The following is a 15,770-nucleotide window of genomic DNA, read 5'->3' on the forward strand; positions in this document are numbered from 1 at the left end:
GCACATTGGACGGGATCCTGCGCAGGCCCCCCCGCCGCTCCGGACTATCGTACCGGCCCCGCCCCGAAAACAGCAGGGGAAAATTATGATCCTACTGTGGACCAATAAAAAGCAAAGACAATAAGATACCGAAAGAAAGCTGCTCTATACTTAAGATTGCCGACGTCAATCTACAAGTACGTCGAGATTTTCTAACGTTGTAATACTGGATTATAAGAATTGGCATAGCCCAGACTTTTCATAGCTATCTATAACCATCCGAGACGATATCTGAACTAAGAAAATGCTAACGTGGCTAATGATACATTACCAAAAATGTAGATTTCAAAAAAACTATAAAAAGGTCTTTAACTCCAGCTCGGATATCTAGGCTTTAATGAGATTTGGAAAAATCAGAAAGTAATCGACCTATTTCAGGACTTCACGCAATACTTTTTTAATACCGTTAAATTACCCTTTAATTTAAGGTGTTTTGTAGTGCTAATGGCTATTGGCTTGTAGATAATTTTGGTTTATCAATTTAAAAATTGATTACTAGAATTTTTTAAACCAATAACCAACAACATGAAGATTGCATTAAAATTTTTATTGATTTTTTTCTATTTCGGAAGCTTTGCACAGGATGTCATCGTTAAGAACGATAAAACCGATATCAAAGCAAAGGTGCTTGAGATTACAGATGATCTCATTAAGTACAAAAAGTTTGAAATGTTAGAAGGACCGACCTACAACATTAATAAAACTGAAGTTTTTATGATTATTTATAAAAACGGCACCAAAGAATACATTGAACAGCCTAAAACTAACGTTGCTGTACCAAAGCCAACCACGGCAGCGCAAACAGCAAATGTGCTAAGTGTAAGTCCTGCGCAAAAGCAAAACCAAGCTAAACAAACAAACGATTTCTATTACGCACCCAGCAGGCTTACATGGAATTTTATAGAAGGTTACACCGCATCAATAACCGGGATGGCCGACTTTTTTAATAATAAAGCAGCTTCAACTGATGCTACGCTATTTTCGCATCTCAATTTAGGTTTGCTTATAAATGGATCATTTTATGAAGATGATTATGCTTCAATTACCTTAAATGATTTTGGCTTATACACCAATTTATATTTTCCAATAAACAAGTTGAACAATGCTAATAATGTAAACGTTGGACTCTTCCCCTTCGTTTATGGCGGTGCTTTGTTGCGGTATTCAACTGCAAAATCTAATTACGGCTCTTCAGCCAGTACATCCGATTTTACGGGAGACTTTCTCTTTGGATTTGGATTGGATTACAAATTCAGTAAAGGCTTCGGTATTACCACTAGATATGATGTCGACTACAAATTCGGCTTAGGTATAAACTTCAATTTTTAACTACAAATCATAAAATCATGAAAAAATCTAAAAGAATCGCTGCTTATTTAGTGGCTATGGCAACGTTAATAGTGTTTGCATTAACAGGTTGCGAAAAGGATGATAGTAGCAGTTGTGATTGGGATGCAGCGTATCAAACCTACATGCAAAAAGTAAACGCATTTACTGCAAATCAGTCACGTTCCAATTGTACTGCATTAAAAGATGCTGCTTTAAAATTGATTGATAAAATAGGTAACTGTGAACAAGGCGTAAGTATTAAGGAGGCGGCGGAGGCCTGGCGCCAAGTAGATTGTAGCGGTTTGTAGTGATGAAAAAGACGGTACTATTTTTAACGATGCTGTTGATTTGCTGTTTAAGCTGCAAAAAGGCCGAGCAGCAGGATTTAGACGAGGATGATGTTGAAACGATAGCTGAAACTAGAGCAAGTTTTTATTTAGCGAAGGAAGATCAGAATTATTGGGTGAGAAATGTAACGATTGCGGGAAAGGAAATAGGAGGGGTAGTAGCTACTAGTTTTGATTGTGGTAGTTTTGGTACGCGGTATTTGCTTACTGACAACGATTTAAAAAAGAATGAGTTGGAAATAGTGTTGCTTTACAATTACTATCCTACAAATAATTTTGGTCGACAAATCACCTTTAAAATACCAATCAGTAAGTTTAAAGCCGGTACTTGTACACCAATCGAAATTCAGCAGCAATCTGCAGGCATTTTACAATTATACATTAAACCATAGTATTTTTTTCATATGGGTTAATTAGGCAATGGGAGCAGTAGCTTCTGTTGCTTTTTTGCTTAGGGGGCAATTAAGGGTTTCGCTGTGAGAAATTATTAGTTGCTTTTTGCGCAAAGGGAAGCATATTTTTTTAAATTTACAGCATGGAACAACAGAACGAAAATCAATTAAATATAGAGTTGTCGGAGGAGATAGCGGAAGGAATTTTTTCTAATTTGGCAATTATCACCCATTCTAACACCGAATTTGTTTTAGATTTTATCAGAGTGATGCCTGGTATTCCAAAGGCAAAAGTTAAGTCGAGAATTATTTTAACTCCTGAGCATGCAAAGCGATTGATGCTTGCCATGCAAGACAACATTGAGAAATTTGAAGCTGTTCATGGACGTATTAAAACGCAAGATGAAACACCATTTCCGATGGGATTTGGAGGTCCAACTGCTCAGGCTTAATATAATTACACTGAATTAACCGGTACAAGTGTTAACTAAAAGGCTGGGGTAAATGGAGAAAAAATTTTTAGCGGCTATTGCTATAGTGGCTTGGTTTGCCTTAATAGGCCAGTTTTATTTGCAATTCAATAGTGGCGTTGCGCCTAAACCCGAGTTGTTGGTAAGATTTTTTAGCTACTTTACAATTCAAAGTAATTTACTTATTGCCATAGCAAGCACTTCAATAGTGTTACTTCCTAGAACTGCTCTAGGTGTGTTTTTTAGTAGGCATACTACCAAAACAGCGTTAATGGTTTACATTTTAGTAGTAGCACTTGTATACAATGTGGTACTACGATTTTTATGGACATTTAGTGGTTGGGGAGCTTTGGTAAATGAGTTGTTACATGTTGTAGTGCCGTTATTATTTTTAATTTATTGGAGTGTTTTTGTGGTGAAGCGCTTTTTGAAATGGAGCAATTTGTGGTGGTGGCTCAGTTATCCGCTAGTTTATTGCATTGTTGTAATGCTTAGAGGCAATTACAGCGGTTTTTATCCGTATCCGTTCTTAAATATGGATAAGCTAGGCCTACAAAGTGTAATGGTTAATTGCCTTGCGGTTACAGCACTGTTTGCCGTACTATCTGTACTATTTATTGCCATAGGTAAGCGGCAAGCTAAACGTGTTTAACATTAAATTTTAGGGGAATTAAAACAAAAAGACTTTTAAGGTTTTTTATTAGTATTATTTTTGAAAAATGGAATCGCAAAAAAAAGAGATATTCGAAAACGTTGCACAACGTTTAAAATTAGAGGGATTTAACGTAGTAACTAGAGATGAAAGTAGACCTTGGGGTGGTTTTTTCGTGATTGATGAAGCCCAGGCGCAGCAATTTGCTGATACTTATTTCGATGGATTAGATGTAGATACACTAAAAATTGGTGGCAAATTGAGTCCTAAAGTTTTAATAGTTGCTCCAAATGCTCGTTTATCATGGCAATACCATCATCGTAGGGCCGAAATTTGGCAGGTAGTAAGTGGAACCGTAGGGATTAAAACTAGTGAAACTGATGAAGAAGGTGAATTGAAAACTTACGTTCCGGGCAATCAAATTAAACTACATAAAGGTGAGCGCCATCGTTTAATTGGTTTAGATGATTGGGGAGTAGTAGCGGAAATATGGCAGCACACGGATGCTCAAAATCCATCAGACGAAGATGATATTGTACGTGTTCAGGACGATTTCGGTAGGTAGTTTTTAATCCGTAACTTTGTGGCGCCATTTGGCTGTTTTTGAAGACTATTGCGAAATAGACTTCGTAGTTTTTTTGTATGATCATATTATTTTTCTTTTTGGCGCACTGGTTTTTATCATTGTTTAGCCAAACTTTTTTCTTACACCGTTATTCATCACATAAAATGTTTAAGATGAATAAATTTTGGGAACGTTTTTTCTATCTTATCTTGTTAATTTCACAGGGTTCGTCATTTTTAAACCCTAGAGCCTACGCCATACTTCACCGTATGCACCATGCTTATAGTGATACAGAAAAAGACCCGCATTCGCCGCATTTTTTTAGGGATGTTTTTGGGATGATGATTGCGACTAAAAACATGTACTTGGCATATTTGCTTCACAAAATTGAACCAGAACCAGCTTTTAAGGGCAATTATCCTGAATGGCCAATTATAGACAGAATTGGCGACTCTTGGTTGTGGAGGTTAGCTTGTGCAGCATTTTATATTTGGTTTTACGTTACTTTTGCTACACAATGGTGGATGTTTTTATTGTTGCCCATCCATTTTTTAATGGGCCCTATTCACGGTGCTGTTGTTAACTGGTGTGGCCACAAGTATGGCTACTCAAACCACGATAATGACGACCACAGTAAAAACTCATTGCCTTGGGACTTTTTGTTAATGGGCGAGTTGTTTCAAAATAATCACCATAAGAAGCCAAATTCTCCAAACTTTGCTACTAAATGGTGGGAGTTTGATCCTACCTATCCAATGATGAAAGTGATGCATTGGCTGAGGATCATTAAAATTAGGAAAGCTTAATAAACCAAATTTGGCTTGTTAAATCCTTATTGCAAGAAACCAAGTAACCCGGCCGGTGTTTCTTGGAATCAACCTATCAATTGAGATTGCTTAACACTTAGCAATGTTAAGCGTTTGGTATTATTTTAATAGGAGCAGTTATCATGTAAAATAGCCCGGATTGTAGCGGCAGCGCCCGACCAAAGGGAGGGACTACAGCGGAAAGCCGGACTATCTTTATTTTTTTGCAGAGCAGCTGCGCTACGAAAATTATCTATCTTCTGCTTTTGTGGAATTTCTTCTTTTTGTTACTACTAGCTGCTGCATTTCCTTTTGAATCTTTTTGTGGCTTACGAACCACTTCCTTGCTAGCTAACATGCTTTTCCAACTTAATGGGTAGGGATGATTCTCTACAATAGGAATTACTTTTTTGATCAATTTGTGGATGGCAATAAGGTACTCGTTCTCCTCGGCGTCAACAAAAGACAAGGCATTTCCGTTAGCTCCTGCTCTTCCTGTACGACCAATTCGGTGCACATAAGTTTCAGGAATGTTGGGCAAATCGTAGTTAAATACGTAGGTTAGATCATCAATATCAATACCACGGGCGGCAATATCGGTGGCAACCAATACCCTCAATTTTCTTTCCTTAAACTCGGTCAGGGCCCTTTGTCTAGCACCCTGCGATTTGTCTCCGTGTATTGCGGCGGCCTTGATACCATCTTTTGCCAAGTCCCTCGCAATACGGTCGGCACCGTGTTTAGTGCGGGTGAAAATTAAAGTATGGTCTATTTTAAGCTCATCTAGCAGGTGCTTCAGCAACTTTCTTTTATCTGGTTTATCTACAAAATAAACGGATTGGTTAATGGTTTCGGCAGTAGATGAAACCGGCGTAACTTCTACAGTTACGGGTTCTTTTAAAATGGTGTTTGCTAATTTCTCAATTTCTGGCGGCATGGTGGCCGAGAAAAATAAGGTTTGCCTTTTAAATGGCAGTTTGCTTACCACTTTCTTAACATCATTAATGAAACCCATGTCCAACATACGGTCTGCTTCATCGAGCACAAATATTTCAATTTCGCTTAAATTGATATGACCTTGGTTCATCAAGTCTAGCAAGCGACCTGGTGTGGCTACTAAAACGTCGACACCTTTTCTAAGTGCATCAACTTGTGGTTGTTGTCCTACACCGCCAAAAATCACGGTATTTTTTACTGGTAAGTTTTTTCCGTAGGCATTAAAGCTTTCCTGAATTTGAATAGCAAGTTCCCTAGTTGGTGTTAATACCAGCGCTTTGATGGCTTTTTTGTTGCTCTTTAAGTGCCTCATGTGCAAAATTTGCAACATAGGTATGGCGAAAGCGGCGGTTTTTCCTGTACCTGTTTGGGCACAACCTAGTAGATCTTTAAGTTTTAATATGCTTGGAATAGCTTTTTCCTGTATAGGCGTAGGTTGGGTGTATCCTTCCGATTCAACGGCTTTTAATATAGGCTCAATTAGCCTTAATTGCGAAAATAACATTGTTTTTTTAGTAAAAAAGTAAAAAAGTAAAAGTAAAAAGTAAAGTGTGTTTTAAACGCTTTATCCATTACTATCGAAGAAGCTAGAACAATCATTTTTAAGAAGGACTAACTTGCGAGTTGCTTTAATGATTAAAGAAATTCAGCTTCGAGCAACAAAGATAGGTAAAATATACGGTATTCAGTTTTTTAGGGTTTTGAAAATGAAAGCTTACATTTCATAGGGCTTTTCAGTCCCGCTTTCCGTTGCAATCTTTTGCTTTTTTTTCGTCATTGCTAGGAACAGAGCAATCTGTAGCAAAAGTATTTTCACTTCAATCGGGTTTAATTTACAGTGGCTCATGCTATTTACGAGCTTTGACAAACAACTATCCCGTTCTTTATATGTTTGTCAAAGCTTAGTATGTTTAATGTAGGTTTTGCATCTGAGGATTTTCAATTCTTGTGTTGCTAGTTAAGCAATTATTTGCGCTATAAATTAACCGCAAAGCTACGCAAGGGCTGTATCCTTGGATAGGGGTTTCCATAAATTTCTAATTGGAAAGAGTGGGGTTGTTTCTATTCTTTTCTAAACCCACATCAATTCTCATTCTATGTGTTTTAAGGCTTGGAGATTACTTTGCGCCCTTTGCGACGCCTTTATTTTTCTTTGCGCTATAAAATTAACCGCAAAGGTTTTAGAGTTTTCGCAAAGCAACGGAAAGGTTATATCCTTGGATAGAGGTTTCCATAAATTTATAATTGGGGAAAGCGAGGGGGTTATTGTTCATCGAAAAAGTCTTCATCAACTTGTTTAATCTCATAAGTTGTCTTTACTTGAATACCAACATTAAATTGATGCATTAGTTCAACTAATTTTTTTCCATCAATGCAAATAATCTTATGGTGAGCAGAACGAGCTTTTTCCAAGGCTTTATTGTCAAAATCAGACGTCGTAACAAAAACTCCTTTATTAGTGTCGCCACTCATAGCACCAATAAAATTTCTAATATCAGTTTCTCTCACTTTACCATCATTAAATCTTTTTGCTTGTATATAAATCTTATCTAATCCAAGTTGATCTTCATTGATAATTCCGTCAATTCCCCCATCTCCAGATTTAGCGGTTTCGATGAACTCTCCATACCCCATTTTTTTAAGAAGTTTTAATACAACTTTTTCGAAAAAATAAGGATTAGTTCCTTTTAATTTTGTCAGTAGCTCACTTTTTACATCGTCTTCAATTCTCTTAAAACCTTCGTCGATTAAATCTTGTGGGGATGACACTTTGGTTTCGGGGATAGTATTTGTATTCGATTTAGGAATTTCTTGTTTATAAAAGTCAAAAAGTGAAGTTTCATTCTCCAAATCTCTAATTGTGAGATTACTCGAATGATTTTTCCCTTTTTCTGTTATTTGTACAAAACCTCTTTGTGGAAAAAATACATAACCACCTTTTTTTAGGTAAGATTTACCCCAAGCTATCCTATTGTCAATAAGCAAATCACCTGATTTTGTTTTTTGTTTCAGCTGCTCTTCAGAAAGCCGAGAATAAAATCTAGATTTCACTTCATCTATTAAATCACGTGTTTTGAAAATTTTACCAGTTTTTAATATTTCAAGTATCGGTAAAAATGTTTCGTCAAATTTCGGAATTTCCATGGTCTGTATCTGACTTGCTAATCTAATAAAAACTCAACAAATCCACTTAATGCTTTAAACTAACTTCAACGCCCCCTCCAAATCTCTAATAATATATTCAGGTTCTTCTAAGCCAATGTATATTCTAATTAGCACGTGTCTCGGATTATTACTGTCAAAATCAGCCTTGCTAATGCCTGCGCAAGCTGGAATGATCAAACTTTCGTAACCACCCCAAGAAACTGCCATGAGGATATGCTTCAGGTTATTGCAAAAACTTTCTATCTTTTCTAGGCTTGTATCTTTAATAACCATACTAAACAGTCCGCCGCAAGCTTTCATTTGCTTTTTGGCCAAAGCAAGTTGCTGGTTATTTGCGCTAAATGGATGGAGTACTTTTTCTACTTTAGGGTGCTGTTGTAAATAAGCGATTACCTTGTTGGCATTGGCTGTAATCCTTTCTAAGCGGATAGGCAGGGTACGTAAACTTCTCAGCAGTAGCCATGCATTTTGAGGAGCCATTGAAGCGCCGATATTCATGTATTCTTTTTCGAAGATTTTTTTTATCAGCTCTTTTTTGCCTGTAACTACACCTGCAACTACATCGCTGTGGCCAGCAAGGTATTTAGTAGCCGACTGTGCAACCAAATCAATACCATATTGGATGGGTTGTTGGTAAAGTGGAGAGCAGTAGCTGTTATCAATCATGGTGATGATGCCTTTGGCTTTCGCCAGTTTAGCGATGGCTTCTAAGTCCTGTACTTCAAAACTAAAAGTATTCGGTGATTCGAGATAAATCAACTTTGTTTTTAACGTAATTGCGTTTTCAATAGCTGAAGTGTCGCTTCCATTAACGAAAGTAGTTTTAACTCCAAACTTTGGGAGCAAGTCCTTAAACAATTTGATGGTCCAGCTGTAAGGATTTTCAACACAAACCACTTCATCGCCTTGCGCTAGTAAAGATAATACTGGGATGCTGATAGCGGCAATGCCACTGCCAAAAACCAATGCATCTTCGGCGCCATCAAGCGCAGCTAATTTCTTTCTTAAAATGTCAATGGTGGGATTAAATCCTCTAGAATACAAATTGCCTTGAAATTCGTCGTCCAAAGCATTTCTAAACTCCTCTACTGTATTGAATTTAAAATTGCTGGTCTGGATAATTGGCGGTGCAATGGCATTGAAGTAATGCTCACGCTCTTCACCAAGTTCGTTGAGTATGTAAGAGATATCCATTGAGTTAAAAAGTATAAAGTCGAAATTTAAAAGCTGAGCATTAACCTTATTTTTTTGCTTTGCTGCTATTAAAAAATCTTTGGATAAAATAAACCGCTACGAAGCCAATGAAAATATAAATCCCATTTAATGCGGCGTTTGGATCATCATTGTAAATACTAATGGCAACAAATAGATAGGCAGCTATAAAAATGATTGGCATTATCGGGTAAAGCTTCATTGTATAAATGGTATTTTTATCCAGATGAGCCGTTTTTTTACGCAAATAGAAAATAGTGGCGGCAGAAAAAATCATTCCGGCGCCATCCATAAAAATGGTGTAGTTTAATATTTTATCGAAGGTTTTTGCGTAAAACAACGTTAAAATGGAAAGGATGGTGAAAATGGTCAAACTCACTACCATTACATCATTTTTCTTTGTTTTTTTAGTGAATACTTTGGGAAGTGCGCCTTCTTCGCCCATGGCATACATTGCTCTGGGATTACTTAGCAAGTTTACATTTACGTAGCCCAGCACCGAAAAAAATATCAATACCGAAAGAATGGTGAAGCCAGTTGGGCCAAATATTTGACCTGCTAAAATAGCCGCAATGCTTTGTGCGCTTTTCAGCTGCTCAAAACCAATAACCTTAACGTAAGCATAGTTAATGGCCATATACAAAGTGATGATGATTCCCAACCCTATCAATATGGACCGTGGAACTACTGTTTTGGCATCTTTAGCCTCGCCGCCGAAGTTGATGGTTTGTTGGTATCCTCCGAAGGTAAACGACACCGCAATTAAGCAAATGCCCAGTGCTTTTCCGTAATCGCTCCAAGTGGCTGGCGCTCCGCTGATGGTGTTAAAAACTGAAGGCAACTGTTGCGTTTGGCCACCGAAAAATACAGCGCAAATTAAGGTGGTTACCATTAATACCTTAATGATGGTAAGTACATTTTGGGTTCTGGAGCTGGTTTTTAATCCGAGTAAGTTAATGGTGTAGAAAATGATGATACTCACCAAGCCAATTAAAATACGGTACTCGTTGGTTTGCATTTCTGTGGGGAAAAGCGCCTTGTTGAGATATTCGGCACCTATTAAAGAAACCCCGGCTACCGATGCAGCATTGCTTACCACAATAATACAGTTAATGGCAAAGGCAATGGAAGGGTGGTAGCAAACCGAGAAAATTTTGTAGTAGCCGCCGGTTACCGGATATCGAGAGCCAATTTCGGCATAGGTTAATGCGCCACACAGAGCAACAAAGCCACCTACTATCCAAGCTAAAAAAAACAGTTCGGGAATTTGGGCTTTGGCAGCAACGTTTACAGGTGTTCTAAATATCCCCATCCCTATGACTAGGCTTACTACAATCATTGACAAATCGAATAGGGAAAGTTGTTTTTTCTCGGAGCTCATTTGAGTTTCTAGTTTGTTAGTTTAGCTGATGCGTTACGTTAATACAATGCCCAATTTAACAATAAAAAACTGCTCGGCAATTTCATCATCAAAAAAATACAAGAGTGATGGCGCAAATTGTTCAAATGTGGAAATCTAAGCTGAAATTGCCTCGAAAATTAATTAAATTTGTAAGGTTGCGTTTCAGTTAGCAAACATCTTTTTAGCATGGCAGAACCTATTTACAACGAAGACAGTATTAAATCATTAGATTGGCAGGAGCACATTCGCCGTAGGCCAGGGATGTACATTGGTAAGCTTGGCGATGGTTCTGCTCAGGATGATGGTATCTACGTTTTATTAAAGGAAATTATCGATAACTCTATTGACGAGTTTATGATGGGAGCCGGTAAAACCATTGATATCAGTTTGCATGAACATAAAGTGATTGTACGAGATTACGGTCGTGGTATTCCTTTGGGAAAAGTAATTGACTGTGTTTCGAAAATGAACACCGGTGGTAAATATGACAGCAATGCCTTTCAAAAATCAGTAGGAATGAATGGTGTGGGTACCAAAGCGGTAAACGCATTATCTACTATTTTTGTGGTACAAAGTTATCGCGATGGTAAAAGCAAAAAAGTAGAGTTTAGTAAAGGACTGGTAACTACTGAACATCCCGAAATTGAAACTACACAGCGCAATGGAACGTCCATTACCTTTTATCCCGACGAAACTATTTTCAGGAACTACCGCTATATTCCTGATTTTGTAGAAAGTATGATTTGGAACTACGTGTTTCTTAACACAGGTTTAACCATCAATTTTAATGGGCAAAAATACTTCTCAGAGCGTGGATTGTATGATTTGTTGTCCCGTGAAAATAAGCCTGAGGAAATTAGGTATCCAATTATTCATTTAAGAGGGCATGACATTGAAGTAGCCATGACCCACGGGCAGCAATATGGTGAAGATTACCATTCATTTGTGAACGGTCAGTATACCACGCAAGGCGGTACGCACCAAGCGGCATTTCGTGAAGCGGTGGTAAAAACCATTAGAGAGTATTACAATAAAGACTATGATGCTTCAGATATCAGGGCATCTATTATCGCTGCAATAGCCATTAGAGTGCAAGAGCCTGTTTTCGAGTCGCAAACAAAAACCAAATTAGGCTCTGAACGTATAGCACCAGAAGGGCAAACCGTACGTACTTTCGTTAACGATTTTTTGAAAAAGGAATTGGACGATTATCTGCACAAGCACAAGGAAGTAGCGGATGCGATTGAGGCTCGAATCAAGCAATCTGAACGTGAACGTAAGGATATTGCTGGAATTAAAAAATTAGCAAACGACAGAGCTAAAAAGGCATCGTTGCACAATAAAAAACTTCGCGATTGCAAAGTACATTTCAATACTAACCATGAGCGGAGGTACGAAACTACCTTGTTTATTACCGAGGGAGATTCTGCTTCAGGATCAATCACCAAATCGAGAGACGTAGAAACACAAGCGGTTTTCTCATTAAAGGGTAAGCCTTTGAACTGTTACGAGCTTACCAAAAAAGTAGTGTACGAAAATGAGGAGTTCAATTTGTTGCAACATGCGCTTAATATTGAAGATGGCCTTGAAGCTTTACACTACAACAATATTGTAATTGCCACTGATGCTGATGTTGATGGTATGCATATCCGTTTGTTGATGATGACTTTCTTTTTGCAGTTTTTCCCTGATTTGGTAAAAGCTGGCCACGTTTATATTCTTCAAACCCCATTATTTAGGGTGCGTAATAAAAAAGAAACCATTTATTGTTACAGTGATGAAGAACGCCGCAATGCAATTGAAAAACTCGGCGGTAAGCCAGAAATCACTCGTTTTAAAGGTTTAGGTGAAATTTCGCCCGATGAGTTTGGCTTATTTATAGGAAAAGATATCCGCTTAGATCCAGTGATTTTAAAGGAGCAAACCATTAAAAGCTTGCTGGAGTACTACATGGGCAAAAATACGCCAGATAGGCAACAACATATCATTAGAAACCTTCGGATTGAAAAAGACGAAATTGACAAAACAAATGCAGAAGATGAAGATTTGGAAGTAGCATAGTTTGCTACGGCTCAAAATTTCAATCTATTAACACCTCCTTTTATAACCACGGTTAATCAATTTAGCCGTGGTTATTTATTTTCCATTGCTTATATTTGCTTTCTACTATTTACCTATTTAAAGCAACAGTCTCTTCTTTTAGTGCTTGTGCTTTAATAACTTATTGTATTATTGCATGACTATCAACTCAGCGAAGAGCTCGTCTAGATATGGGTTAACTGTTATACTCATTTTAGCACTTTTTATAGCCGCTATTTTCTTCTATACAAGAAATAATCGCATTAATACCCTTTCGGCTAATGTTAATCAACTCCATCTCATTGAAACAGATTATTCTGCATTAGATACCTGTGTATTAATTCTTTATCGGGCAGATAATAATGGGCGTTTGTTTGAAGCAACGGGAAATAATAATTTCATGAAGCAATATTCGGCTGAAATTAGACGACTTTCTCGTATCCTAGATAGCCTTAAAATTAATGATAGTGCTAAGTTACATTCTCAAAACATCAAAGGCCTAGTTAAACTAAAAAAAGCCAAGATGGATGCTTATCTTAAGCTTAGGAGGCTTACTGACAACTTACTTTTTAAAAGTTCTGGAATTGACACAGTTAAGATACGTACGGTAACAAATAGTTTCGAGCTCAATAAGGGCAAATTCAAAACGATGATTACTGTAGACACTATTAAGCCTAAACAAGAAGAGGTTAAACAGAAAGGGCTTTTCGGACGCTTGGCAGCGGCTCTGTCTAAAAAAAAGTCAAATTCGGACACAGCTGCTATTTTAGTTAAGAAAGAAATCACGCTAGATACCTCATTATCAAGTAGAAGGTATAATCTGTTGCAAATGAGGAATATCAATTCCTATTTCCGCAATTTGTATAGCAAGCATAAATTACTTAAAGATAGTGAAGTTGAAATTTTGCAAATCAACTCAAAGATTATCAAGGAAATTGTTAATCTACTTGAAAATTTTAAGCAAAATGAAGTCAATTTTGTAGCCGAAGCCAAAAAAAATATCCACTATGATTTAGACCATACTTTTAAAAGTATCAGTGATATCTACAGTGTAATTTACTTGCTGTTAATATTATTGGTAGCTATTATTTTATTCAACTTGTGGATTATTTATAGGAACGAGAGCAAGCTGATAGACTATGGACAAAAGGCGTCACAGTATGCTCAGTCGAAAAGTAGGTTTTTGGCCAACATGAGTCATGAGATACGTACGCCGCTCAACTCGGTGATTGGATTTTCCGAACAGTTGAGTCAAGATAATTTGTCGGAACAACAAAAAGAACAGTTAGAAGCTATTAAAACATCTTCAGAGATATTAATGGATTTAGTAAACGATATCCTGGATTTTTCTAAATATGAAGTAGGCAAAATCAATTTTGATAAGGTAGCTTTTTCTCCTAGTGATGCAATAACTGAGGTGATGAGCAGCATTGCAATCCAAGCTTCTAGAAAAGGGCTGAAATTGGAAAAACAATTAGCTTTTGATCATAAATTGTTTGTGCAGGGCGATTCGTTACGCCTAAAGCAATTGGTAATGAATTTACTTAGCAATGCCATTAAGTTTACCAACGTTGGCTCCGTAACTTTAAAAGCCGACATATTAATTGGTGCCAAAAAGAAGAGCATTTTGCGTGTGCAAGTGATTGATACGGGCATTGGTATTGAAGAGAAAGATGCTGTACTTATTTTCGATGAGTTTGCACAGGTGAATTATTCGCTTACAAAAAATGCACAAAAGGGAACTGGTTTGGGTTTGGCTATATGTAAAAAGATCGTGGGACTTCAACAAGGCTCTATCAATTTAAAAAGTAAAATAGGCGAGGGTTCTAACTTCACATTTGAAATACCTTATGAAATTTGTGAAGATGAAAGTAAAAAAGAGAAGACCTTAGCTATCACTGATGTGGCTTACTTGGTTGGAAAACGTATTTTATTAGTTGACGATAACAAGATGAACGTATTGCTTGCACAAACTGTGTTAAAGAAATACGACATCTCTACTGACACTGCTTATGATGGAGCAGAGGCCTATCAATTGTTTTTGGCAAACAAATACGATTTAGTTCTTACAGATGTGCAAATGCCTGTAATGGGTGGATTAGAGCTTACCCGAAATATTAGGGCAGTAAATGATCCATGCCAATCGTCGGTACCCATTTTGGGTGTCACAGCTAATGTTATTGAGGAGGACAGGGAAAGATATTTGGCCGCAGGAATGAATGATTTGGTGCTTAAACCTTATTCGGAAAACGAGCTGATTAACAAAATTGTATCACACATTAAAGTTTAAGCTCGCTAATCGTCCAGCTTTGGCGCAATGGTATCTTCCGGGTGTTGTGGCGGCAGTTCCTTTACTTCTTTTTCGACCACAATCGTTTTTAAGTGCACCGCATACTTTGAAGGAGAAATGCCCGTGTCAAATTTTTCGGCATAGGCCTGAGTGAACTCGGCGCCAAAGTATAAAATAACTGCGGTGTAATAAATCCAAACCAAAATTACAATTACGGAGCTTGCTGCACCAAAAGCTGATCCAGGGTTGCCCTTCTCAATATAAATGCCAATTAAGTACTTGCCCAAACTAAATAGTAAAGCGGTAAAAAGTGCACCAACCAAGGCAGGCTTCCACTTTAAATTCACATCGGGAAGTACCTTAAATATAATGGCGAATATGGTGGTAACAACGGCCAAAGTAAGTGCGTTTGTGATGATGATCATCAGCCATCCTGAAACTTCCTCGATGCCAATTTTAGCTGCATAAACATCCAACTTGCTCCCTATACCAACCACAATACTGTTTACTACCAGCGATACTAGCAGTAAAAATCCAAGTGAGGCGATTAAAGAAAAAGATAACAAACGGTTAGTCAGTAATTTTTTCCATCCTTTTTTGGGCACTGCTTTTACTTTCCATATCAAGTTAATGCTATCCTGAATTTCAATAAAGATGGCTGTTGAACCGATAATTAAGGTTGCTATACCTACAATCAATCCAAAAGTACTTTTACCAGAGAGGTTAGCATTGTCTACAAAAGCACGAAGTTGGTTTGCAGCGTTTACACCAATCATTTCGCTTATTTCCCCAAAAAGTTTGGTGTTTGGATCCATGTTATCGCCCAAAAATATAGAGGCCGATGAAATGATGATAATGATAAGCGGTGTTAGCGAAAATATGGTGTAGTAGGCTAGGGCAGCGCTTAATTTCATCACGCGGTCTTCCACAAAGCCTTTTCCTGCGGCAATGAATAGGCCGTAAGTATGCACAAAAAAGTTCTTTATTTTGGTAGGTGTTTTCTTCATCATAACTATTAAACTAAA

At 37.5% G+C, this 15,770-nt stretch carries 14 protein-coding genes; 9 read left to right on the plus strand and 5 right to left on the minus strand.

Annotated elements, in window-relative coordinates:
- Positions 1–564: 564 nt before the first annotated feature.
- The 7 genes from DUT68_RS15340 (at position 565) to DUT68_RS15370 (ending at position 4,600) form a co-directional block, all read left to right on the plus strand.
- Complete coding sequence (locus tag DUT68_RS15340; protein ID WP_113639104.1) at positions 565–1,368, plus strand: hypothetical protein; 804 nt, start codon at positions 565–567, stop codon at positions 1,366–1,368.
- A 17-nt stretch (positions 1,369–1,385) separates the two neighbouring features.
- The gene (locus tag DUT68_RS15345; RefSeq protein WP_113639105.1) at positions 1,386–1,676 is read left to right on the plus strand and encodes a hypothetical protein; all 291 of its coding nucleotides are present in this window, start codon (positions 1,386–1,388) and stop codon (positions 1,674–1,676) included.
- A gap of 2 nt (positions 1,677–1,678) precedes the next feature.
- Positions 1,679–2,107 carry a hypothetical protein gene (locus DUT68_RS15350; RefSeq protein WP_113639106.1) on the plus strand — a complete coding sequence of 143 codons (429 nt, stop codon included), beginning with the start codon at positions 1,679–1,681 and terminating at the stop codon, positions 2,105–2,107.
- 143 nt (positions 2,108–2,250) lie between these two features.
- Complete coding sequence (locus tag DUT68_RS15355; protein WP_113639107.1) at positions 2,251–2,559, plus strand: DUF3467 domain-containing protein; 309 nt, start codon at positions 2,251–2,253, stop codon at positions 2,557–2,559.
- A gap of 52 nt (positions 2,560–2,611) precedes the next feature.
- The gene (locus DUT68_RS15360) at positions 2,612–3,229 is read left to right on the plus strand and encodes a Pr6Pr family membrane protein (protein WP_113639108.1); all 618 of its coding nucleotides are present in this window, start codon (positions 2,612–2,614) and stop codon (positions 3,227–3,229) included.
- A 67-nt stretch (positions 3,230–3,296) separates the two neighbouring features.
- Positions 3,297–3,794, plus strand: coding sequence for a cupin domain-containing protein (locus tag DUT68_RS15365; protein ID WP_113639109.1), 498 nt, complete (start codon positions 3,297–3,299; stop codon positions 3,792–3,794).
- A gap of 77 nt (positions 3,795–3,871) precedes the next feature.
- Complete coding sequence (locus tag DUT68_RS15370) at positions 3,872–4,600, plus strand: acyl-CoA desaturase (RefSeq protein ID WP_113639110.1); 729 nt, start codon at positions 3,872–3,874, stop codon at positions 4,598–4,600.
- 253 nt (positions 4,601–4,853) lie between these two features.
- On the opposite strand, the gene DUT68_RS15375 is transcribed toward DUT68_RS15370, so the two are convergent.
- From DUT68_RS15375 to DUT68_RS15390, 4 genes are all read right to left on the minus strand, one after another.
- Complete coding sequence (locus tag DUT68_RS15375; protein ID WP_113639111.1) at positions 4,854–6,101, minus strand: DEAD/DEAH box helicase; 1,248 nt, start codon at positions 6,099–6,101, stop codon at positions 4,854–4,856.
- A gap of 758 nt (positions 6,102–6,859) precedes the next feature.
- A complete protein-coding gene (locus DUT68_RS15380; RefSeq protein WP_113639112.1) occupies positions 6,860–7,741 on the minus strand; it encodes a restriction endonuclease in 882 nt (293 codons plus the stop codon).
- 54 nt (positions 7,742–7,795) lie between these two features.
- Positions 7,796–8,956, minus strand: a complete 1,161-nt coding sequence (locus DUT68_RS15385; RefSeq protein WP_113639113.1) for a trans-sulfuration enzyme family protein — start codon at positions 8,954–8,956, stop codon at positions 7,796–7,798.
- Positions 8,957–9,002: 46 nt separating this feature from the next.
- A complete protein-coding gene (locus DUT68_RS15390; RefSeq protein WP_113639114.1) occupies positions 9,003–10,355 on the minus strand; it encodes an APC family permease in 1,353 nt (450 codons plus the stop codon).
- 207 nt (positions 10,356–10,562) lie between these two features.
- On the opposite strand from DUT68_RS15390, the gene DUT68_RS15395 reads away from it, so the two are divergent.
- Together DUT68_RS15395 and DUT68_RS15400 are read left to right on the plus strand one after the other, a co-directional pair.
- The gene (locus DUT68_RS15395; protein ID WP_113639115.1) at positions 10,563–12,437 is read left to right on the plus strand and encodes a DNA topoisomerase IV subunit B; all 1,875 of its coding nucleotides are present in this window, start codon (positions 10,563–10,565) and stop codon (positions 12,435–12,437) included.
- 175 nt (positions 12,438–12,612) lie between these two features.
- Positions 12,613–14,745, plus strand: a complete 2,133-nt coding sequence (locus DUT68_RS15400; protein WP_113639116.1) for a response regulator — start codon at positions 12,613–12,615, stop codon at positions 14,743–14,745.
- Positions 14,746–14,750: 5 nt separating this feature from the next.
- Here DUT68_RS15400 and DUT68_RS15405 read toward each other — a convergent pair whose 3' ends face one another.
- Positions 14,751–15,752, minus strand: a complete 1,002-nt coding sequence (locus tag DUT68_RS15405; RefSeq protein WP_113639212.1) for a YihY/virulence factor BrkB family protein — start codon at positions 15,750–15,752, stop codon at positions 14,751–14,753.
- Positions 15,753–15,770 lie beyond the last annotated feature (18 nt).

The sequence above is a fragment of the Pedobacter zeaxanthinifaciens genome (genome assembly GCF_003313335.1).
Classification (GTDB): domain Bacteria; phylum Bacteroidota; class Bacteroidia; order Sphingobacteriales; family Sphingobacteriaceae; genus Pedobacter; species Pedobacter zeaxanthinifaciens.